Source organism: Halosolutus gelatinilyticus, from assembly GCF_023028105.1.
GTDB lineage: Archaea > Halobacteriota > Halobacteria > Halobacteriales > Natrialbaceae > Halosolutus > Halosolutus gelatinilyticus.
Genome location: NZ_CP095491.1, coordinates 444319 through 465340 on the forward strand (window position 1 = coordinate 444319; position 21022 = coordinate 465340).

A 21022-nucleotide genomic window follows, 5' to 3' on the forward strand; every position below is an offset into this window, starting at 1 on the left:
GGCCCCTGTTTAATTGTCGGATTCTGGCGGCACGTTCGTCGTGCTGCATTTGTCTCACCATGATATGTACTACGGGGGGATGCAGCTTGGTGATTACCGTAAACATGTTCAACACCATGCGGATAAGGCTGGGAGTCGAAAACAGTGGTATATGCCAAGTGCACAGGTTAAATTCAAATTCTCTGACGGGCCAGGCGCACTCTCAACCGAGCGCCCGGACGATGAGTTCCGGATTCTAGCGACCCTCCCGACAAGAGATGGCATTCAAGTAGTCCTCGAAGTTCAGACGTTTGACACCGCAGCCATCATTCGACACTTCGACGAAGCATCGTGGTTGCCGTCCTACGACGTGCTGCACGCCGATGAGCAGACGTTGCTCATTCAGTACTCCCACCAGTTCCTCCCCCCGCTGCATCGTGCACTTCTTTCCTCGGGGCCCCTCCTGCAGTATCCCCTGACCCTTCGAGATGGGTGGATGTTCAGTGACATAACTACTTCACACGAGCAGCTATCCCGACTCAAAGACGCATTCGAGGCCGAGGGGATCCCGTATGAAATCGGCTCGGTCACACAGTCAACCGACCCAACAGACCTACTGACGGATCGCCAACGGCGGTTCATTACCGCGGCGGTTGAGCACGGGTACTACGATAGCCCGCGCGAGTGCACGCTCACCGAGCTTGCGGCTGCGCTGGATGTCAGCAAAGGTGGAGCAAGTCGCATTCTCCACCGCGCTGAAGGCCGCATCATCAAGAACTTCCTCGGCGAACCAGCCGTGTGAACCGTTCACCAAGGTAACCTCTACTGATGAGGTAGGTCTCGATTGGTGTAAAAAAGGTTCAACTCCTGTCGCGACCTCTCTATGTATGCTATGGAACGATATGTCGATGGATTCGTCCTCCCGATCCCGAACGATAAGCTTGATGCGTACCGCGAAATAGCCGATGAGGCCGGACAGCTTTGGATCGAACACGGCGCCCTTGAGTATTTCGAAGGAGTGGGAGACGACATGGAGCCAGACATGGGCGACATGTCGATGCGGCTCTTCCCACAGCTCGCCGAAACCGGGGACGACGAAACGGTCGTGTTCTCATTTATTGTGTTCGAATCTCGAGAGCACCGAGACGAGGTGAACGCAAAGGTAATGGATGATCCCGCGATGGACCCGGAAAACTACGATGAGGAGATGCCCGTCGACCTCGAGCGCATGGCGTACGGCGGCTTCCGCTCCATCGTCAGCTACGAGGAGTGATGAAGTGACCTCTGCTGAGGTACGATGGCCCGATTTCGGTCAGGGGGAATCGGTCAATACGAATTCGTACCATCTGGGTCTTCGAACGACGCATAGGTTCCCAATGCTGGGAGAACATCCCTAAAAGTTACTTGGATATGGAATCGTGAACCGTCGAAGAAGCTGTTCAATTTCATTCTCCCGATGAAGCAGGTCGGGCGGAACAAATTTGTCATCGAAGACCCAGAGGATCCGCAACAATATCACCAATCGCAATCACATCTCGTAAAGAGACTTCTTGCTATTCCGAATAATCCAGCGAGATGAAAGAGTAACTGTGACCAGTAGATTGTAACATGTGTTTCACATATAAAAACCGTGGAAATAATGTTCAGTACAGGTGAAGCACGTATCACACAAAGAGAGGAGGTGAGCTGTGCTATTCATATACATAGCTTTAACCGTCTGGGGCATCTCTATTGTATACGGAATAACAATTCATATGGTGTGTCCCGGTGATAACGGGATTGCTTGAACCGGATCCTCGTTCTGTCGCGGAACGCACCTTGTTCTCTCTACGTCGCTGCCACGTGTGACACATTGTCTGGAGAATGATTCCTTAACCTACATATGACCGAAGACAGGAACACCCCGACAAATGGAGCTGGGCAAACCTCACGGAAAATCCGTATCGTGTGTACTGAATGCGCCTTCTCGAAGCTGATAACGAAAGAAGGAAAAAAGTCCTCAGAAGTAATTATTGAACACGGACAGGAAACTGGCCACAAACTCACTACTGAGGAACTTGATGACGATAAGTAAGCACACGTAGTTACCAACCGACCGATTCAGTTCAACTCTACTTTGAATATTGGAATCGTACTACCAACTACTGTTACTCCTCAACAAGGAACCGATCGCGCCAGTAGTCGGTCTTCACCCAGTGCTGCGGGCAGTCTTTGCAGTGGGGAGTTTCGTCGATATTCGGCGCTGAGCGCCTACAGCTGCAACACTCGATTTCGCCGGTCGGCTCGCCGATTTTGAGTCCGTCGTCCCAGACAGGCGTCTCGCTTCGGACGATCCGATACTCTGTACTGGGCGCAAGTGCGTCCTTCATCTCAGCGTCCCTCCAGATCTGCTCACCGCAGAGTACCGCTGCAGTGTTCGCCCAGCTGCTCGTCGAGGTCGTCGCGATCGATGATCGCCGGAATCTCCCGTTGGCCGGTAGCGTATGCGCCCCGCTTCAGGTGTTTGCACTCTCGACTACGAAACCGATAATCCGGACACTCGCAGACACCGAGTCGCGCGTCGACGAGATACTCCGACCCGGGCTGAGAGATAACGAGGTACTGGCCATCGCAGCCACGGACGCGACTGACGTCTTCGAGAACGGTCATATACTGGGTGAGCGCACGCCGATCGAGCTCATCGGTGGCCTCCTGGACGGACTCGGTGACCGCCATCACTACTCACCTCTGACATCGTGAACGGCAGTGACACGCTTGAGCCGTCCACGAGGGAACGCGTAGCGCTTCAGCGAGTCGATCGTCTTCGTAGTACGGTCCGGGTAGACAACCTCGACGACGTCGTCAGTCTCGTCAAATTCCGGGTTGACGTCCGCGACCGTCCTGTTCGCCCCCTCCAGCCGGTACTCGTTCGATTGGTGAGCAGTGACTTCGACGACGACCATCGTCTTCTCGTCATCGTCGTCGGTGACGTCCTGGACGTGGTCTCCGACGTACAGCGGATCGCGATCGGTCTCACTGTCCTGTCCACCACCGGGTAAAATATCTTCGGGTCCTGCAACCACTTCAGCCTCGTCAACCGTCGGTTCTGGACCTCTGTGCTGCCGGTAACTCTCCTCCCAATTCGGCTTTGGACGCGTGTTGACCTGCATTCAGACCCCCCCGTTTCGATGACGCGCTCGATCGTGTCGGACACTGCATGGCACGCCGTGTTGTAGGCGTCCCAGACCGGGAGCGCATCGATCGTCGACGTCATCTCGGCGCCGATCGAACTTAGGTCGATCTGGGTCGTTTCCGTTTCTTCCGATTCTTCCGAAATTGGTTCGTAGCTCACGACGACCACCCCAGTCGTCGAACGATGTCTGGCCGTTGACGTCCGAGCGCTCGGTGATCGCTTGGTAGGTGGCGTCTGGTAAATTGTCAGTAACCACATGACAGCTATGAGCGATAAAATTGCTTTTCCAAAGGGCGATTCTCGGAGGATATTCCGTGATAACAGCGCGAGGAAACCCGCTCCAGTCCCGGTAATAATCGCAAATAAGATACTCAACACATGGAACGCGGTATCGGGCATATTCGATGTTCGTTCACCGATTCAATAAAACCGCTTTACCCCTTCTGAGAGAACGTCCTCACTAATTAGCCGCTAACGTATTGCCACTCACTAACAAAGAGGGTCCCCGTAGGACAAGCATACGCGATGGCGCTAACTGAAATTACGCACGTCGGCGAGAACGATCGAATGGCAGAGTGTATCGATAACTGTCTTGAGGCGGCTCAAGCTTGCGAGTGGTGTGCTGACGAGTGCATTGGCATGGGAGAGGAGATGGCCCGCTGTGTTCGGCTCTGTCGGGACGTTGCTGATCTGACGACGTTGCATGCTCAGTTTATGGCTCGAAATTCAGGATACAGTAGCGATCTCGCGGAAACGTGTGCGGAGGCCTGCGAGGAGTGCGCCGACGAGTGCGAACAGCACGACGAGGAACATTGTCAGATTTGCGCCGATGTTCTCCGAGAGTGTGCTGACTCCTGTCGCGATATGGCCTCGGCGTAATCCCGTTTAATCCTTTCCCGGTATGATTCCTAAGAGAGCCATATGATCCTTGGTTATCTCATTTTGGGCGCTGTTTTGCTCACTATTGTCGTTATCGACGTTCTCTGGACGACACTCTGGATTGCAGGAGGGGCCGGTCCGATTACCTCCCGATTGATGGCATGGACATGGCGAGTACTGCGAAAAATCGGACGCAAGAACTCACTCTTCTTGAGTCTCTCAGGGCCGTTGATTCTCTCCTTCAGTCTTCTCGTTTGGATAGTCTTTCTCTGGGGTGGATGGACACTCATTTTTGCGAGTGCTGAAACCGCTCTTTCGGATACGCTCAATAGGGGGCCGATTTCCTGGAGTGATCGCGTTTACTTCACGGGCTATACAATATTCACCCTGGGTATCGGTGATCTTGTCCCGCGAGAAGGAGTTTGGCAACTACTCACCATACTCGCAACAGGGAGCGGCCTCCTCTTGCTCACGCTCAGTATCACCTATATGCTCTCACTGCTCGACGCGGTTACACAGAAACGGTCGCTCGCCAGCAATATCTATGGACTTGGGACGACAAGTACGGAGATTATCCGCCGTAGTTGGAACGAAGAAGAATTTCGTGAACTTGAACTCCCACTACATACCTTTACGACACAACTCAATACACTAACGACAAATCACAAGGCATACCCCATTCTTCACTATTTCCATAGTCAACAAGAAAGCACGACTCCTACAATTAGTATAATTGTGTTAGATGAGGCGTTAACGCTTCTTCGATTCGGAATTCCAGAGGCACATCAGCCGAACGAAATCATCTTACACAGTGCGCGGACAAGCGTCCAGAATTATCTCGGAACGCTCCATCACACGTTTGTTGATTCTGCGGATCGAACTCCCCCTGCCCCCGATCTCGCTTCCCTTCGTGAGGTTAATATTCCGACTGTTTCCGACGAAGAGTTCGCTTCGTCTCTGGACGAATTGAACGAACGACGGCGAACATTGCTTGGCATAGTTGAATCCGACGCGCGAGAATGGCCATCCCCAGAAGAGGACTAACCAGTCTTGTTATAGAATGTACAAAATTCGCAAATACAATTTTCGTCGCGCAAAGTATGCATGCCTATGTAACGAATCAGGCGACTCAGATCCATCCCTGTTGCCGGGTACGGGGAATGTAATGTCAGTCACTGTTATACTGTTTCAAAAACGTTGAACTCGACAGGCGCTTCTAGCTCTGGATCAACGACTTCGTACACTTTCAAATTCGTAGTCCCCGGGTTTCTAATCAGGTCGTAGTCGGCCATCTTACTCAGATAGTCCCACGCCCTCCGCCAAGTAACAGGATCGCGTCGCTCGCCCTCGAAGATCGCCTCTTTGTGCTCGCGGTAGGCCGTTTTCATCTCGGTCCCGTTGACCGGCCCAACCGCGCGCACCAGCTCGTACAGCCGAAGATGCTTCACGGCAGCGATCGCAGATTGGCCTTCCGAATCATGCGCTTGGCGCGATCGAACGAGTCTCGAACATCGTTTTCGCGGATCGTCCCATGGTCGCGATCCATCGCAATCTCGGCGGCGGCAAGCACGGATTTGATCGCGTACCGTGCAACCCACCAGTTTCGTCAGCGATCCACTCTAGCTGGTCGATTGAAACCGGGTTGCCGATCAGTCCGTGCTCGACCCGCGGTTCGAGGATATCGACGAGCTCCGGGACGCGGTACTTTCGATACTCGATCTGGCGGTCACCATGGAACTGTGACCGGAGATTCCGATCGACCCGATTGAGCCATTCAGTATCCGAATGCGTGATCGCGATCACCGAGACCTCGTCGATCGAGAAGAGATCGCCGAGGACGTCTAGGTCGGGAATGACGTCGGCCTCGTCGAGTGCGATGATGAATGGCTCGTCGGCGATTTTCTGGAACATCTTCAGGAGTTCCTCGTGGGGCTGGTTCCGATGGACGACTGTCCCCTTCGGATACTTCTCGATCGTCTCGTGGAGGATTCCGTTTCGAGTTCCACCAGAGCACTCGATCAGTGCGGAGTTAACCCCCTCACGCTGGCGGAGATCGCGGAGCATCCAGCGCGCCGAGGCCGTCTTCCCGACGCCGCTGGGGCCGTGGATAAGCGCGTTTTCGGCGGATCGACTGTACTGTGCGGGCTCGAGAAGCCGCGACAGCGCGTCCAACTCGGCGTTCCGATGGAGGATCTGCGTCGGATAGATGTCTTCGAACACGACGCGATTCTTAATCAGTACCGACGATTTCGATGACAGATATAAAAGGTGTAATGGACGTCGTTTCGGAACCGAAGACCAGACTCAATCTGTACCGGCCAGTTCGTTGTGTACAGACGCGAATTGACCGTAACATACGCACCAAGATGATAAATAAAATTCCATAACCGCCGGAATAGTCATAGTGGAGAAGAATCAGTGAATGGTATGGAGTACCGATTTTGGGACTGGCTCTCATGTCCTGCCTGTGAAGAGAGAGATGGTGTAAAGATGCTAGCGCACCGAACTGATATCGTCATTGAATGTTATGAGTGTGGTCAAACATCCGAGTATACAATCGGAAAAGATGTCCCCATTCGAAATCTCAACATAGATATGATTAAGGAAGTTTCCAGGAATGACCACTTGTAGGGCCAATCTATCCCTAAAAATTACTGTGATTTGGTGCGGACTGGTTCGATGAATCTTGTGTTCTATAGACGCGTTCACCCCATCAATGGGATCAATCTGTTACGCTGGGTTGCCCATGTAATAGAAGTTGGAAAAGAATTAGCTGGAGAATTTTAGATGATTGCATTCCATTTTCATTTTCTACTGTCCAAAGAATCATAGTTGCCTGCACCGCTACGTGGGGTATGGCCGCGGATGGACTTGACGAACTTGACTACGGTATCCTTCACCTGCTTCAGCAAAACGCACGTGATCAGACTCCGGTTGACATGGCTGACAACCTCCCCGTCTCTGATACAACTATCCGTAACCGGATAAAAAATCTAGAAGAACAAGGGGTTATCGAAGGCTACGTTCCTGTCATTAACTATGAAAAAGCTGGATTCCCGATTCGACTTCAATTTTCTTGCACCGCTCCAACGCAGGATCGGTCGGAGATCGCTGAAGAGGTCCTTCAACTTCCGCATATAGTCGCCGTTGACGAGATGTTAAGTGCGAAGGAGAATATCCGCCTCTTGGCAATAACGAATACTGCCGAAGAGATCAACGAAATCGCATCTGTACTAGACGATCTCCCCCTAACTATCGAGAGAGAAACCCTGCTTCGCAAATCTCATTTGCGCCCGTTCAACCATTTCGGTGAAGAAGTGGTGTCCAGCGAATAGCACTGCCGCTGCAGAACATATTTTCACTAAGTTAGATTCGAATTTTCAAATGCCTATATATGTATGTGTAGATTTAAACCACATTTGGGGCAAGTATTTTAGACCGGACGAAGTATTGGGTGAGTGATGGGGTTAATATCTGAATCGGAAGACGGGGCAGATAATACAATTGAGTCCGCAACAGGTCTTATTTACTGCGTAGCGGAGGAAAAAGATAAAAACCCAGCAGAGATGGAAAATCCCCTGCACGATGCGATTGACGCTGATGTCATCGACCGGTTTCTACAATCAGCCGATCACCAAGCATACATCAAATTCGAGTATGAGGGGTTGAGAATAAAGCTCACAGGCGGTGGAGACCTTATGATTACCAGGTTGGCAGACGAGGATTAGTATGTATCGCTGTGTCTGCTATACCTGTGATGAGGAAAAAACGCTTGAAGATTTCGTAAAAGCGCAGAAGCTATTCAGTGATCACGTTGAAAGCTATCATGAAGTGGAACTCTTCAAAATAGATGAAGTTAACGTGCTCACAGAGGGCAATTTAGAGCAAACAACATCCCAGGTCGAAGAGTCGGGTGCGGCTGATGAATAGGATTCCTTATTGTAAATAGTGGATGGATAGCTCTTGACAGTGCTATGTTCTTAACCTATACTGAACACGAGTTTCACGGCCAATTTTGAATAAAGAAACCATACTACTGCCAACTATCAACGATCGGCTCGACGTCGGCGTCGATCACCTAATAAAGACGGTCTCTTGTCGGCCCGTCGTAGTTTACGAGATCGTATTCTTTGAGTTTCGGGAATTTGTCGCGACGAGCTCGCTTCCCGAGTGGATAGACTGGTGTCCCTGCGTAGGCCTCATCGGCCACTTCTTCGTACCGCTGGTGGAGTTCCGGGCCGGTGATCTCTCCGGCCTCATGGACGATCGCGTATAGCACCTGGTGATGGCAGGGCAGCGACTCCAGGTTCAGCTTCCGAATCTCGTGTTTCGCTCGCTCGAAAGAATCGTCGACATCGCGATCGCGATCGCCGAATGGACTGGAGATCAGACGGAGGCGGGCCGGAGTACGGACAGAAAAGCCGTCGAGACCACCCTTCGTCACACGCACCTCCCAAAACTTGTCGATGGGGGTATCGTTTCGTTTGGCGCGAACACGGGCTTCATTGAACTGAGAGACACGGACAGGTTTGACCGGTTCCTCGCCGATATGGCACGTATCGACGGTTACATGCAAACCGCTGCTGGCGATTGTGCGCAAGAACACGCACATTCGCCCCACGACCTCACCGTCTCGTATTGACGACTCTTGGTGTCACTACAACTCTATTAATTGATTAACTGTATTTATTTACAGGTGGTTTCGAACTGGATGCCGCCTCACGAAGAGGAAAACTCGACTAATGCGGTCGTCGTGACCGCAGACTCATCTTGCTATCAGTAGATAGTATCGCGGTTTCTTTATCTAGAAATACTCACGAAATGCTTGTTACGGATAGGGCAACGGTGTAACAGGCCGACCAGAGATATTTCCAGTGCCTGTCAACACTGGCATGCTGAATACAGAGGATGTGTTCAGCACGACGGCTTTCTTTGTTTCATCTCGAAGCCAATGAACCAGCCGTTCAGTAGATATGCGTAATGCCCATGACTCTTAAAGCACTGAGTGCATCTAATGACGGACCCAGAGACGTCGAGTGAATACCCCGATCAAAGTTCTCCAGAAGAGGTCTTAGAGCGCGTAACCGACGCTGTCTTCGCGCTTGACGAAGACTGGCGGTTCACGTATTGCAACGACCAAGCTGAAACCCTGTTCCAGCGAGACCAAGCGGATCTCCGTGGGGAAGTTATCTGGAAGGAGTTTCCCATGTTGACCGACTCGCCGTTCCAGTGGGAGCATGAACGTGCGATGAAGACCCAAGAAGCTGTCACATTTGAGACGCACTATCCGCCACAGGACGGTTGGTTCGAAACCCATGCCTATCCCTCTGAAACCGGACTTTCAGTGTACGTACGCGACATCACTGACCCGGATGACCGTCAGCAAGAAGTCGAGAAACGGGAGCAAGCTCTCCGACGTGCCAATGAGGTGATGGCGGCCGCAGACCAGCCGTTCTCCCAGCAGATAAATTCGCTCCTTGAAGTAGTCCGGACGACAGTTGGAACCAAGTTTGCGACGCTCTCACGTGTCAATGAAGATGCTGGTGAATACATCTTTGAACACGTGGCCGCGCCGGAAACTGTGGACCTCGAATCGGGTGACACGACGCCGCTGGAGACTCTGCCCAACTGCTCACGCGTCGTCGAGACTGCGGAGACGCTTGTCCTGCAGGACGTAAAGTCCGAGGCTCCGGAACTGGTCGACCCCGAGTGGGGAATCGCCTGTTATCTCGGGACACCGGTCATCGTCCATGGAGAAGTGTACGGGACGTTCTGCTTCTACGGGATGGAGGCGCGGACCGAAGCCTTCTCCGATTGGGAAGTCTCGTTCATTGGTCTGCTCAGCAACTGGGTGAGCAATGAACTCGAGCACAAGGTGTATAAGCAGGAACTCAAGGAGTCCAACGAACGCTTGGAGCAGTTCGCCTACGCCGCCTCGCATGACCTCCAAGAGCCCCTGCGGATGGTGACGAGTTACCTCCAGTTGCTGGAGTCGCAGTATACCGACGACCTCGACGAGGACGGCCGGGAGTTCATCGAGTTTGCGGTCGATGGTGCTGACCGGATGCGCGACATGATAGATGGATTACTCGAGTATTCGCGGGTCGAAACGCGTGGAGACCCCTTAGAGCCGGTCGAGTTGGACGCTGTTCTCGAAGACGTTCACAAGGACCTCCAGTTGAAAATCAAGGAAACGGATGCGGAGATCGTCGTGGAGACGCTCCCCCGCGTCAAAGGCGACGCCGACCAACTCCGAGAGGTGTTCCAAAACCTGCTCGACAACGCCATCGAGTACAGCGGTGAAGAGCCACCACGAGTGCACGTCTCAGCCGAGCAAGCGGACGATAAGTGGACGATCTCGGTTCGCGATGAGGGCATCGGTATCGATCCTGCGGACGCCAACCGTATCTTCAAGGTGTTCCAGAGCCTCCACACGCAAGAGGAAGGCGCGGGGACGGGAATTGGGCTGGCGCTGTGTGAGCGCATCATCGAGCGCCACGGCGGCGACATCTGGGTCGAGCCCGACCCTCACGATGGAACAACGTTTGCTTTTACGCTTCCGGTAGCAGACGAGTCCGATAACTGAGCGCACTGTACTGAGTGATCACCACTTTCCAAATCAAGCCGGATCTCGTGCTACATTCGCATCTTTGATCCACACTGTGTCGCGGGCGCGGTGCTCGCCGGCGCCGACGAGGTCACGATCGAGCGTAAAAGGGGCGATCCTGATGAGCAGCCAGCAGTACGCTGACGGTGGATCACTACTGAACTGGCCGGAGGGGTTCGATCGGACGTCACCCGAGAAACGCGAATCCTATCCGCACGGGTTCCGCGTCTCTCAAACCGCCGCGTTCGACAACATCCTAGATGGGCTACAGAAGATGGACGCCCGGAACGTTCAGGTGCGGACCGCGGCGCCGCACACCGCGAAGGAACCACACCGGCCCTACGCCAATCGGAATCCCGACGACCCAGGGGTGGTCGTCTACTTCGAGAAGGACGGCCAGCAGTTCGCCGTCCCCTGCGATCGATGGGACAACCTGCGGGACAACGCGCAGGCGATCGCGTCAGCCCGATCGGCGTTGACCGCGAGATCACTGCGGACGAACTCGCCGTCCCAGTAATCGTTCTCGAGCTGGCCGAGACCGAGTTCCTCCGTGACACCGTCGTTCGACGAGAGAACCGGTTGACCGTCTGGGACGTCCTCATCGTACCAGTCGAGTTGATCGTTGAATGGGTTCATTGGCCTTCTGCATCAGTAGAAATTTTGGCGACTCACGATCTTTCATCGAATTCAATTCTGTAGAAATCATCAGTAAGTGATAGGAGTTGCTTGCTGAATATAGAGGATGAGCCTCTCATGACGGTCTGGTTAGATTCAGTTCAGTTGGGCTGAATCAGTGGTCACTACAGTTCGTATCTAACACCAACGGACGATAGCATTCCAAGAACCTGTATTGTCTGATCGCTCACGAGTTGGTTTCGTTGCTGGCGGAAATCGTAAAGAAGAACGTTGAGCCCTCTCCGGGTTCTGACTCGACCCAGATGTCGCCGTCGTGGTATTCGACGATTTTCTGACAGATGGACAGTCCGATTCCGGTTCCCGTGTCTTCCCCTATCTCACCGACTTGATTGAAAATCTCGAAAATCTCCTCGGCGTCGTCCGGATCGATTCCGATTCCCTGATCACGGACCGAAAACAGCCACTCGTTCTCTCGCTCCTCGGTAGAGACGTGGACACGAGGCGGTTCGTCGCCAGCGTACTCGATCGCGTTGCTAATCAGGTTCTGAAAGAGCTGGAGCAGTTGCGTTTTATCGCCGTTGATAGTCGGCAGCGAACCGACAGTGATCTCGGCGTCGCTCTCCTCGATCTCGATCTGGAGGTTCGTCAGCGATTGCTCGAAAACCGTGTTGCAGTCTATCGGTTGGATCTCCTTATTACGTGAGTTGACGCGTGAATATTCCAGCAGGTCTTCGATCATTTCGCGCATCCGGTCGGCACCGTCGACGGCGAAGTCGATGAATTCCTGAGCGTCGGCATCGAGATCGTCCGCATAGCGGTCTTCGAGGAGCTGCACATAGCTCGAGACCATCCGCAACGGTTCCTGTAAATCGTGGGAGGCGGCATATGCGAACTGCTCTAGGTCGGCGTTCGATCGCTCTAATTTCTCGATCGTGTCTTCGAGTTCGGCTTCGACACGCTTGCGCTTTGTAATGTCATAGTAGAGCTCGATGCGGCCACCGGCATAGCGTCCCGATTTGATCGGCTGGCTGCGGTGGTGAAGATAGCGTTCGTCACGATCGTCGGCAGGAGGGACGTGGCACTCGAACGTTTCGATGTCGGTCGTCTCGTCGTAGGGAGCCGTGACCATCTCGGCGAACGGCTCCGGATCCGCAACGATCTGCTTGAGATCACTCCGGACGAACGGTGCGTTATCCCGACCGATGGTGTCTGTCCGGTCGACCCCGAAGTACTGTTCGAACGCCTCGTTCAGCCACGCAATGGTACCCGACGAATCGAGAATACGGACGCCTACTTCCGAGGGACCGAAAATATCCTCAACGAACGAGCGGTACCGCTCTTTCGCGATGACCGTCTGCATCGCATACGGGATCGTACTGCCGAGTTCCTCGAGGAGGTCCTGTTCGTCCGAATCGAATGCATCCGCATGGTCAGCGTAGACGTTCAGGATACCGTACAATGTCTCGTCGTACACGAGTGGAATACTCACGACGGATCGGAGTCCAGCTTCTGTAAGGTGTTCTTTCCATGATTCGGAGTCCGGTTGTTCGGAGAGGTTCTGACTGACCTGCATCTCGCGTGTGTGTACCGCCGTTTCGCACGGCCCCTGTCCGGTTTCGCTCGTATCGAACGAGACGGTAACATCCTCCAGATCTCCGGTATCAGTTCCGGCCCACGCCAGTGGTTCGATCTCTTTGGTGTCCGAATTGGGCTCACCGATCCAGGCGAACCGGTACGGTTCGGCCTCGACGAGGCGATCACAGACGGTTTGCTCGATCTCCTCGCGCGTCGATGCTTGGACGAGTGCTCGCGTAATGTTTCGGATGACTGTGTTGATGTGATGTAACGTCTCCAGTTCCTCCGTTTGCTCATTCAGTTGCAGGGATTGCTGGCGCGCCCGTAACAGACTCTCGATCCGTCCTTGTAGCTCGGCCTTCTGTATCGGCGTCGTGATGAGTTCGTCAATACAGTCACCGACCACGGCGTCGATCCGTTTCCAGATATCCGAACCGAGCCGTTTCGAATCCCGCTGAGACACGACGAGGAGATAAGGAAGAAAGACTGGCCGCACGGCGTCTTTGCTTTCCAGTAATACATCGTCGTAGCGCTGCAGCGACGATTGATCGATGAGACACAGATCAATCGTTTCGTCGAGCACCTCTGAAGGATTCGCCTGCACAACTTGGTACTCAGACGACAGCCATTCCGCGAGCAGTCGGCGATTTTCCTCGTGATCGAGGAGAAGGAGGATGCGGCTCATCCCGCCGCTATCGCGTGTTGCTGGCGGTTCGGCGGCCGTTTGTCCGTTAGGTCCATGGGGCGTCATTTCTGTTTTGCTCGTTGGGTCGCTCTCCTCGGCGGTCGCACGCTTAAGCCGCTGTCGACGGTTGCCGGTTGGGTGATGGTCGCCTGTGGGAAGATATAGCGATGCAGGGCATCAGTTGTCACCGATGTTACCCTGTTCGGAGTCGTCCCATTCCGGGGTCCCGCTTAGGATGCCACGTAACTCCGTCAGCTGATCGCCGATCTGGACCCCGTACTCGGTGATCTGGAACTCGCGCATCGTCCGCTCGAAGTCGCTCGTTCGTTTTTTCAGCACCCCGATCGCTTTGTGCATCTGACCGTCAACCTCTATATGTTGCAGGAATAGGATCGTATCCCCGAGGTAGCTGAGGCCCTCTGCGGTGACCTGGAACGGCCCGGTGATATCTCTCGTCTCACTCACGAGAATAACGGTCACGCCCATGTTTTTCAGATATCGACACAGCGAATGGAGTTCGGTAGTGAGATTCTGGTCATCACCCTGCAAGGCGAGTTGGTAGCCCGTGACCCCGTCTATCATCACGATTTTCGCCTGTTCCTGTTCGACCTGCCTGCGCACTCGATAGGCAAATTCGTCGGAGGAAAGTTGCAATCCCTCTATCTCTTCGATCTGGAGTGCTTCCCGATCGAGCATTTCGCGAATCGGGATATTGATCGACTCACACCGATGCAAGATCGTTCCCTTTCCCTCCTCGAAGGAATAGATGACGGATCGTTCACCCCTCCCTGCAGCTTCCTTCATGAACTGTATCCCAGTCGTGGTCTTTCCGACGCCGGTCGGTCCCGTCAAGATAGAGACCGTTCCGCGCTCGATACCGCCGTCTAGTAGCTGGTCTAACTCCGGGACGCCAGAGGAGAGGGTTTCAGCGTCGAATTTCTGTTCGTGCTGACGGGGGACGAGGTTGGGATACACTGTCAGTCCGCCGTACTCGATTGTGAGTGAGTGCTCGCCGCTCTCGAAATCCGTGCCACGGAACTTGGGAACCTCAATTGTTCGGCCCTTCGACGACCGACCGAGATGGATGATACCGTCACTCATGAACTGCAGATCGTCATCGGGTTCCGACTCCGTGTCCTGAGAGGTAAACAGCACGGTCGTCTCCTGTTCTTTGAGAAACTGCATGAACGAGAGAACCTGTTTGCGGAACTGATAATCGTCGGACGACAGATAGCGTAGTTGCGTGAGCGGGTCAATGAAGATGATGTTGGGATCAACTTCCGTAACCCGCTCCGTAATTTTCTCGGTGATCGATTCTTCGGCTACCTCGTCCGAGGTGAAGATATCGTAGGAGAGATCGTTAACGAAGAACTCAGAATCGGGGCTCAGATCGAGGAACTCGATACCATCGAGATCAAATCCGAACGAGTTGGCGTTTTCACGAATATCGGCCTCCGATTCCTCCAGATTGATATACAGTGCCTCGTTGTCACCGGCGGTGGTGGCATCTGTGAGAAAATGCAACCCGAGAACGCTTTTGCCGGTCCCAGGCTGGCCACGGACCATATAAGTCCGTCCTGGAATAAGTCCTCCGTGTAGAATTCTGTCAAGCCCCCTGACCCCCGTCGAGAGACGATCCTCTCCCTTCACAGCCTCCGAAAGGCGACTTTCCGTATCTTCCATACCTCAAGGAGGTCCGGCTCATTGTTGTGCTTTTTCATCCGGGAACAGCGGTGGTGCAGAACTGTTCCCATACGAGGATGGCGCGAATGCTAGCTGTTTAGCGTTGAGCTTAGGCCAGTTTAAAGCAATCACACTGATAGACACGCGCCCTGTATACAGCACGCATCATAGGATCTGATCGAAAAATGTCAGAAGCTGGCTGCTGGATACAGAGTATGAATTCAGCATAGCGTTTTTCCCATGAGAACCTTTTTCCTTGAGCCAATCGTCCCAAGGTGATAATGGCTTATTGGGGAGACTCCCCGGGTGACTCAATGTCCCCTCAATCCCAGCACTCCAATTCCGAGTATGAGCAAACAGCACTCTAACAAACGTACGACGTTCGGCCTTGATGGCGCCCTCTCTGGCATCGAAGCACGGCAGAAGGCGAGTGCGATACACGATCACCAGTGCGGGGACGGATCAAATGATCATCTCGCTTCCATATACGATAATCAGGACGATCAGTTCGCCGCGGTCGTGCCGTTCATCAAACAGGGATTGGAACAGGGTGAGCAGTGCCTCTACGTCGCGGACGAGAATACGACGGAGGAAGTCCGCGACGCGCTCCGCGAAGGCGGTATCGACGTCGAAGCTGCCCAGGACTCCGGTGCGTTATCGATCCACACAAAAGCGGACACGTACCTCCGGACGGGTGAGTTCAAGCCGGAGACGATGGTCGAGTTTTGGGAGGAAACCCTCGCCGAGGCACGCGATCGCGAGGGATACGAAGGTGTTCGAGCCACCGCCGAGATGACGTGGGCACTCGAGGAGGACACCGGACTCGATCAATTAGTCCGGTATGAAGCACTGCTCAATACGATTTACGAGGGTGATGATTATGTCGTCCTCTGCCAGTATAATCGTGATCGATTTTCTACGGATGTGCTTTCGGACGTGATTCGGAGCCATCCGCTCGTCGTATACGACGGAACGGTCTGCCAGAACTTCTACTACCAGCCGCCGGACGAGTTCTTTGACACAGATCACCCACCACTCGACGTCGATCGGACGGTCGAGGGGTTACTTAGGCACGCGGAAACTCAACGTGAACTCACCGAACGCGATCGATTCCAGAGTGAACTCTACGAAATCACATCGGAACCTGAGCGATCGTTCGATGAAAAACTCCAAGCCCTGTTCGATCTCGGTTGTGAACGGTTCGATCTCGATCTCGGCGGGATGGCTCGGATCGATCCACAGTTGGATCTTTTCGAAGTCGAATACGTCAGTGATTCGCACGACCACTTACAACCCGGCGCCAAAGTGAGCCTCTCTGAGACGTACTGTCGCGTCCTGACCGACGGTGGTAACCCGATCGGCCTCACCGCTCCCGCGGAAGAAGGATTTGAGGGAACGCTAGCCTACGAGGAGTTCGGCGTGAGATCGTATTTGGGAACGCGGCTCCGAGTGGAACACGGACTCGATCGATCGTTCTTTTTCGTGTCCCACGACTCCCGGAGCGCGTCGTTTTCGGAAGCCGAGCGTATGTTCCTGAAATCGATGGGGCAGTGGGTCCAGCAAGAACTCGAACGCCGTGAATACGAGCAGCGCCTCGAGGAATCCAATGAGCGCCTCGAACAGTTCGCGTACGCCACCTCCCACGATCTACAAGAGCCCCTGCGGATGGTTTCGAGTTACTTGCAGTTGCTCGAAAGCCAGTATACCGACGATCTGGACGCAGATGCGGAAGAGTTCATCGAGTTCGCTGTCGATGGGGCTGACCGAATGCGGGAGATGATCGGTGGACTCCTCGAATACTCGCGGATCGAAACCGAAGGGGAGTCGTTCGAATCCGTCGATCTCGATGCCCTCATTGACGAGGTACTGGCTGACTTGCAGCTTCGCATCAAGGAGACTGATGCCGACGTAACGGTCGAGGACCTTCCCCACGTTAAGGGGGATGCGAATCAACTACGGCAACTGTTGCAGAACTTGATCGACAATGCAATCGAGTACAGTGACGATGAGCCGCCACGAGTGATGATATCCGCAGGCCGTGCCGGCAAGATGTGGCGCATCTCCGTGCGCGACGAAGGAATTGGCATCTCTCCCGACGATCAGGAACGAATTTTCGAGGTCTTCGAGCGCCTCCACGCACGCAACGATCACGAAGGGACGGGCATTGGACTGGCACTTTGCGAGCGAATCGTTGAGCGCCACGGTGGCAAGATCTGGGTTGACTCTGAGCCCGGAGTCGGATCGACGTTTTCGTTGACGCTCTCGACCGCCGACACATAATTTTCTGTATTGCAACTCGCTATCATTCTTCCTGTGCAACGCTACGTTCTGCATACGCGCTATGTATTCAGCATGACCTCCTGAAATTATCATCAGTTAGGGGTTTCAACAGAGCTACTCGAACAAAACGGAGGTCTCCCTCGCTATCGCGATCGCGACGAATGACGTCCGCGTTCTCGAGTCGGGTGAGTGCTCGGTCGAGTGTTCGCGAGGGCATCTCGGTTCGGTCTTGGAGTTCGTCGCGTCGTATCGATCCGCCGGCGTCCTCGAGCACCCAGAGTAGGTGTTTCGCGCTCCAGGGGAGGTCGTCGGAGACGTTCATGGGCTTTGTTTTTCAGAGAGTGCCGCGGCTGGTCGAGAGCGGGCGAGCAAGGCCGCGAGACGCCTGTCGACGAGGTCAGTCACAGGTATCAGGCGGTGACCGCCAGTCCCAGACCTCCGTAGATGTGTCACTGGACCGGCTACTCATCCCCTGATCGACGTTTCCGCGCTCGTCTGGGTCGCAAATCGCCAACGCCCACCTACTAGAGTCCCCGTAGGGGTTAGTTGGCGATTCCTGAAGGTCAACATATCCAACGGAAGGGAGGCCAGAGTCGCTATAGAGCGTCGCTCCGTGGGTTCCCGCGCCCTCCGAAACGTGGACCGACGGTTCTCCGAACTCAGTATCGACGAGACGATCGAGTGTTTGACGAACGTGCTCTTTCGAGCATCCAACCGCCTCGGAGATCTCCCGGACCGTCTTCGAGCGCTTACTCGATCGGAGTTCCTCGACGATCTCCTCCTGGAGGTCAGTGAAGACACACTCCACACCCGGCACCTGGACGTCGGCGAATCCTGGCGGCATCGCGTCGGTCCGGACAAACACTGTGGCGGTGACGTCGGGATCGGTCGGGTCACGAGCGTAGCGACCGGCGGCCTGAGCGATGTGGTTCTCGCGGACGCTCGCGAGGATCTCCTGGGCAGTCTCAGCATCTTCGCCTTCGAACCCACGTCCGCGGGCCCGGTACTCCTCGCCTGCGTCGTCGACAGCCGTTTCCACCTCCGCCTCAAGGTCGAGTTCGGCGAGCAGATCGAGGACGTAGTCGTCGCCAGGATCCATGTAGCCGTTGACGAGCCCGACACGTTCGTGTTCGAAGTCGTTGCGCGACTTCTCCTCGCCGAAGTGCATCAACTCCGGCCGGTGGACGCCAGCTTCCTCCATGAGCTCCTCGAGACGATCCTCGACCTGACTCGTCGTGATCGCAGTTCGGAACTGGGTCCCGTACTCGTCGACGAGGTGCTCAAGCAGCGCCTCGAGCTTGTCTTCGTTCAGCCACTCGAGGGCCTTGTCGCCGGAAAGCGGACGCGTCGCATCGCCGACCTGGACAACGCGAAGGCCACGCTCGTAACGGCGCCACAGCTGACGCTCTTCAGGCTCGAGGACATCGGTAGTTTTGATCCAGGGGACGGTATTTGCCTGCCACAGCGGCACCGCGGGGTGGGCGTCGAGCCCGACAAGCGATCGAGCAGAGCCGAAGTCGGGGACCACACGAACGGATCGGACGTCGTTGCTCTCGTCGAGAACGATCGAGACCCACTCGCGGTTCCAGTCGTCGTCATCGCGAACGCCGGCCTCAAGACGCGGTGGTTCATGCATGGTTTTCCCGAATCGCCGACCGTTCGCACGGTCTTCAGCTCGGAAGATCGCCCTCGCGAGCGCCGGCGCGAGGGTGTGCGAATCCGGGTTCTCGAAGTACCACTCCCGATCGGGCTCGGTCCAGAGAACATCCTCGAGGGCATCGCGTTCCTTCGCCGCGTCGCCCTGGTAATCGTCGTGCAGGGAGAGCTGAACGAACGCCTCCCATGTCTTCACCGGCGCATCGATCTCACGGAGGTACGCGCCGATCCCCCTCCTACAAAGTGAATTTCACGGCGTTGAAGACTGATCTCCCCGCCAGCGCTGACGGTGAGACAGTCGAAGCACTTCGCCGAGTGTGGATGATCGTGATTGTCCGTGCCGTCGTAACGTTCGCGCTCAACCTCTTCGGGGGCGAATGTCCGGCCGCAGAGCGTCGTAAATTTGAGACCGGATTCGAGGTGACAGCCTAGCCGTCGCCAGCGATCAGAACGTGGGCCGTCACGCCGCGACACCTCCCGTTGACCCAGCCAATGTAACGGCTTTGAACCCAGGGTTCTGCTCATTCGGGACTGGGTTGTTTCCGAAAACTCTGATACCTGGAGGTAGAGGCTTTGAACCTAAGGATTCAAGCCGGTGGAGGGATTTGAACCCTCGACCTAATCCTTACGAAGGATTCGCTCTGCCAGCTGAGCTACACCGGCACACTCACTCCGTTCGTGTCCCGTGCATCGGTGACGTCGTCACCTCAACACCGGCACTGGGTGCGATCTGTGCACTTCAACGTACGATCGATACCAGCCATAAGGGTTGCGAATCGGACCGATCGTGCGACGCTATCGCGTAACCCGCTCCAGCCGGACGTCCAGACAGACGTTCACCTCGTGGGGCGCGTACGAGCGGACGATCCGCCGGGTTTCGACGGTGACGTCGTACTCGGCGCCCGCGGCCGCGCGGATCGCCCGCTCCCCCGGATCGAACGGCGCGTCCTCGTGTTGGATGTCGTAGTAGTGGAGGACGCAATCGTCGCCCGCCAGTTCGATCGCGGTGTCCAGGAACTCGTCGGCGCTGTGGGGAAGGTTCATCACCAGCCTGGTCGCCCAGTCTTCGTACTCGCCCGCAACCTCGCGGACGTCGCCGTGGACGGCGGTGATCCGATCGGCGACCCCGTTTCGTCGCGCGTTCTCGCGCAGGTACTCGATCGCCGTTCCGTTGATGTCCACGCCGACGCACTCCGCGCTGCGTTTCGCGAACGGGACGACGAATGGGCCGACGCCGGCGAACATGTCGAACGCCCGATCGTCGGCGGCGACCTGTTCGGCGACGCGGTAGCGCTCGGTCGCCAGCCGGGGCGAGAAGTACACCGCGTCGAGGTCAAGCAAGAACTCGCAACCGTACTCCCGGTGGACCGTCTCGGTGCTCTCGCCCGCGAGGAGTTCCCAGTCGCGTACCCGCGTTTCGCCTTTCACCTTCGACTGCTTGTTCAGGACCGTCTCGACGGGCAGGTCCGAGTCGACGATCGCCTGGGCGAGCTGTAGCGCTCGCTCCTCGGAGTCCTCGTCGAGCAGGACCACGTCGCCGAGCCGCTCGTAGGACGGTTCGAACCCCAGCAGGTCCGCCGGCCGCGTCTGCGTCTCGCGTTCGGGAACGTCGCGGGAGACCACGTCGAGGTCGTCCGGCGCGGCGTCGGGGTCGGTAACGGGGATGTAGAGGACGCCCTCCTCGTCCGCGACGGTGATGTCGTAGTCGTCGTCGATCAGGTCCGCGTCGGCGAGTCGCGATCGGGTCGCTTCGCCCTGCTCGCGCGGGACGCGGACGCACGGCACCTCCATACTCGGGAGTCCGCACCCGGAGGCCGTAGTAGTGACGCTTCGCGGCCCGCGAAAACTCGTCGCAACGCACCGATCGCGG

At 55.4% G+C, this 21022-nt stretch carries 22 protein-coding genes and 1 tRNA gene; 13 read left to right on the top strand and 10 right to left on the bottom strand.

Going from position 1 to position 21022, the window contains the following annotated elements:
* The first annotated feature begins 151 nt into the window (after positions 1-151).
* The 3 genes from MUH00_RS02245 (at position 152) to MUH00_RS02255 (ending at position 2053) form a co-directional block, all read left to right on the top strand.
* Positions 152-781, top strand: a complete 630-nt coding sequence (locus MUH00_RS02245) for a helix-turn-helix domain-containing protein (protein ID WP_247002149.1) — start codon at positions 152-154, stop codon at positions 779-781.
* A gap of 90 nt (positions 782-871) precedes the next feature.
* A complete protein-coding gene (locus MUH00_RS02250; RefSeq protein WP_247002150.1) occupies positions 872-1252 on the top strand; it encodes a DUF1428 domain-containing protein in 381 nt (126 codons plus the stop codon).
* Between the two features lie 609 nt (positions 1253-1861).
* Positions 1862-2053: a hypothetical protein gene (locus tag MUH00_RS02255; RefSeq protein WP_247002151.1), complete on the top strand. Its 192-nt coding sequence runs from the start codon at positions 1862-1864 to the stop codon at positions 2051-2053.
* Positions 2054-2126: 73 nt separating this feature from the next.
* Here MUH00_RS02255 and MUH00_RS02260 read toward each other — a convergent pair whose 3' ends face one another.
* From MUH00_RS02260 to MUH00_RS02270, 3 genes are read right to left on the bottom strand one after another with little or no spacing between them, the layout of a single operon-like run.
* Positions 2127-2348: a hypothetical protein gene (locus MUH00_RS02260; RefSeq protein WP_247002152.1), complete on the bottom strand. Its 222-nt coding sequence runs from the start codon at positions 2346-2348 to the stop codon at positions 2127-2129.
* A gap of 22 nt (positions 2349-2370) precedes the next feature.
* Complete coding sequence (locus tag MUH00_RS02265; RefSeq protein ID WP_247002153.1) at positions 2371-2694, bottom strand: hypothetical protein; 324 nt, start codon at positions 2692-2694, stop codon at positions 2371-2373.
* Between the two features lie 2 nt (positions 2695-2696).
* Entirely contained in the window at positions 2697-3041 is a 345-nt protein-coding gene (locus MUH00_RS02270; RefSeq protein ID WP_247002154.1) for a hypothetical protein, read from the bottom strand.
* A gap of 635 nt (positions 3042-3676) precedes the next feature.
* Between MUH00_RS02270 and MUH00_RS02275 the strand changes: the two genes are divergently transcribed.
* Positions 3677-4030 carry a four-helix bundle copper-binding protein gene (locus tag MUH00_RS02275; RefSeq protein ID WP_247002155.1) on the top strand — a complete coding sequence of 118 codons (354 nt, stop codon included), beginning with the start codon at positions 3677-3679 and terminating at the stop codon, positions 4028-4030.
* 42 nt (positions 4031-4072) lie between these two features.
* Positions 4073-5074, top strand: a complete 1002-nt coding sequence (locus MUH00_RS02280; RefSeq protein WP_247002156.1) for an ion channel — start codon at positions 4073-4075, stop codon at positions 5072-5074.
* Positions 5075-5208: 134 nt separating this feature from the next.
* Here the strand turns inward: MUH00_RS02280 and MUH00_RS02285 are convergent, their stop codons facing one another.
* Together MUH00_RS02285 and MUH00_RS02290 are read right to left on the bottom strand one after the other, a co-directional pair.
* Entirely contained in the window at positions 5209-5478 is a 270-nt protein-coding gene (locus MUH00_RS02285; RefSeq protein ID WP_247002157.1) for a hypothetical protein, read from the bottom strand.
* A gap of 28 nt (positions 5479-5506) precedes the next feature.
* A complete protein-coding gene (locus MUH00_RS02290; RefSeq protein WP_247002158.1) occupies positions 5507-6250 on the bottom strand; it encodes a Cdc6/Cdc18 family protein in 744 nt (247 codons plus the stop codon).
* Positions 6251-6885: 635 nt separating this feature from the next.
* On the opposite strand from MUH00_RS02290, the gene MUH00_RS02295 reads away from it, so the two are divergent.
* The 7 genes from MUH00_RS02295 (at position 6886) to MUH00_RS02320 (ending at position 11154) form a co-directional block, all read left to right on the top strand.
* A complete protein-coding gene (locus tag MUH00_RS02295) occupies positions 6886-7365 on the top strand; it encodes an Lrp/AsnC family transcriptional regulator (RefSeq protein ID WP_247002159.1) in 480 nt (159 codons plus the stop codon).
* Between the two features lie 126 nt (positions 7366-7491).
* The gene (locus MUH00_RS02300; protein WP_247002160.1) at positions 7492-7758 is read left to right on the top strand and encodes a HalOD1 output domain-containing protein; all 267 of its coding nucleotides are present in this window, start codon (positions 7492-7494) and stop codon (positions 7756-7758) included.
* 1 nt (position 7759) lies between these two features.
* Positions 7760-7960: a hypothetical protein gene (locus MUH00_RS02305; RefSeq protein WP_247002161.1), complete on the top strand. Its 201-nt coding sequence runs from the start codon at positions 7760-7762 to the stop codon at positions 7958-7960.
* 85 nt (positions 7961-8045) lie between these two features.
* Positions 8046-8306 (top strand): hypothetical protein, encoded by a 261-nt coding sequence (locus tag MUH00_RS23105; RefSeq protein ID WP_425603033.1) that lies wholly within the window; start codon positions 8046-8048, stop codon positions 8304-8306.
* A 9-nt stretch (positions 8307-8315) separates the two neighbouring features.
* A complete protein-coding gene (locus tag MUH00_RS23110; RefSeq protein ID WP_425603034.1) occupies positions 8316-8672 on the top strand; it encodes a DUF7344 domain-containing protein in 357 nt (118 codons plus the stop codon).
* A 372-nt stretch (positions 8673-9044) separates the two neighbouring features.
* Positions 9045-10616 carry a sensor histidine kinase gene (locus MUH00_RS02315; RefSeq protein WP_247002162.1) on the top strand — a complete coding sequence of 524 codons (1572 nt, stop codon included), beginning with the start codon at positions 9045-9047 and terminating at the stop codon, positions 10614-10616.
* 142 nt (positions 10617-10758) lie between these two features.
* Positions 10759-11154 (top strand): hypothetical protein, encoded by a 396-nt coding sequence (locus MUH00_RS02320; protein WP_247002163.1) that lies wholly within the window; start codon positions 10759-10761, stop codon positions 11152-11154.
* A 345-nt stretch (positions 11155-11499) separates the two neighbouring features.
* On the opposite strand, the gene MUH00_RS02325 is transcribed toward MUH00_RS02320, so the two are convergent.
* Together MUH00_RS02325 and MUH00_RS02330 are read right to left on the bottom strand one after the other, a co-directional pair.
* Positions 11500-13599, bottom strand: a complete 2100-nt coding sequence (locus MUH00_RS02325; protein ID WP_425603035.1) for an ATP-binding protein — start codon at positions 13597-13599, stop codon at positions 11500-11502.
* Between the two features lie 111 nt (positions 13600-13710).
* Entirely contained in the window at positions 13711-15216 is a 1506-nt protein-coding gene (locus MUH00_RS02330; protein WP_247002165.1) for a DUF7125 family protein, read from the bottom strand.
* 348 nt (positions 15217-15564) lie between these two features.
* On the opposite strand from MUH00_RS02330, the gene MUH00_RS02335 reads away from it, so the two are divergent.
* On the top strand, positions 15565-17496 hold the full coding sequence (locus MUH00_RS02335; RefSeq protein WP_425603036.1) for an MEDS domain-containing protein: 1932 nt from the start codon (positions 15565-15567) through the stop codon (positions 17494-17496).
* Between the two features lie 397 nt (positions 17497-17893).
* Here the strand turns inward: MUH00_RS02335 and MUH00_RS02340 are convergent, their stop codons facing one another.
* The 3 genes from MUH00_RS02340 to MUH00_RS02350 all read right to left on the bottom strand — a co-directional run bounded on the left by MUH00_RS02340 (position 17894) and on the right by MUH00_RS02350 (position 20943).
* Entirely contained in the window at positions 17894-19024 is a 1131-nt protein-coding gene (locus MUH00_RS02340) for a hypothetical protein (RefSeq protein WP_247002167.1), read from the bottom strand.
* Positions 19025-19742: 718 nt separating this feature from the next.
* Positions 19743-19815, bottom strand: a tRNA-Thr gene (locus tag MUH00_RS02345).
* A gap of 132 nt (positions 19816-19947) precedes the next feature.
* Complete coding sequence (locus MUH00_RS02350) at positions 19948-20943, bottom strand: class I SAM-dependent methyltransferase (RefSeq protein WP_247002168.1); 996 nt, start codon at positions 20941-20943, stop codon at positions 19948-19950.
* Positions 20944-21022 lie beyond the last annotated feature (79 nt).

Coding starts and splice junctions, on each gene's coding strand:
- MUH00_RS02255 (WP_247002151.1), top strand. CDS start 1,862: ATGACCGAAGACAGGAACACCCCGACAAATGGAGCTGGGCAAACCTCA.
- MUH00_RS02320 (WP_247002163.1), top strand. CDS start 10,759: ATGAGCAGCCAGCAGTACGCTGACGGTGGATCACTACTGAACTGGCCG.
- MUH00_RS02275 (WP_247002155.1), top strand. CDS start 3,677: ATGGCGCTAACTGAAATTACGCACGTCGGCGAGAACGATCGAATGGCA.
- MUH00_RS23110 (WP_425603034.1), top strand. CDS start 8,316: ATGGCAGGGCAGCGACTCCAGGTTCAGCTTCCGAATCTCGTGTTTCGC.
- MUH00_RS02265 (WP_247002153.1), bottom strand. CDS start 2,694: ATGGCGGTCACCGAGTCCGTCCAGGAGGCCACCGATGAGCTCGATCGG.
- MUH00_RS02260 (WP_247002152.1), bottom strand. CDS start 2,348: ATGAAGGACGCACTTGCGCCCAGTACAGAGTATCGGATCGTCCGAAGC.
- MUH00_RS02335 (WP_425603036.1), top strand. CDS start 15,565: ATGAGCAAACAGCACTCTAACAAACGTACGACGTTCGGCCTTGATGGC.
- MUH00_RS02295 (WP_247002159.1), top strand. CDS start 6,886: ATGGCCGCGGATGGACTTGACGAACTTGACTACGGTATCCTTCACCTG.
- MUH00_RS02350 (WP_247002168.1), bottom strand. CDS start 20,943: ATGGAGGTGCCGTGCGTCCGCGTCCCGCGCGAGCAGGGCGAAGCGACC.
- MUH00_RS02300 (WP_247002160.1), top strand. CDS start 7,492: ATGGGGTTAATATCTGAATCGGAAGACGGGGCAGATAATACAATTGAG.
- MUH00_RS02315 (WP_247002162.1), top strand. CDS start 9,045: ATGACGGACCCAGAGACGTCGAGTGAATACCCCGATCAAAGTTCTCCA.
- MUH00_RS02245 (WP_247002149.1), top strand. CDS start 152: ATGCCAAGTGCACAGGTTAAATTCAAATTCTCTGACGGGCCAGGCGCA.
- MUH00_RS02280 (WP_247002156.1), top strand. CDS start 4,073: ATGATCCTTGGTTATCTCATTTTGGGCGCTGTTTTGCTCACTATTGTC.
- MUH00_RS02325 (WP_425603035.1), bottom strand. CDS start 13,599: ATGACGCCCCATGGACCTAACGGACAAACGGCCGCCGAACCGCCAGCA.
- MUH00_RS02250 (WP_247002150.1), top strand. CDS start 872: ATGGAACGATATGTCGATGGATTCGTCCTCCCGATCCCGAACGATAAG.
- MUH00_RS02305 (WP_247002161.1), top strand. CDS start 7,760: ATGTATCGCTGTGTCTGCTATACCTGTGATGAGGAAAAAACGCTTGAA.
- MUH00_RS02330 (WP_247002165.1), bottom strand. CDS start 15,216: ATGGAAGATACGGAAAGTCGCCTTTCGGAGGCTGTGAAGGGAGAGGAT.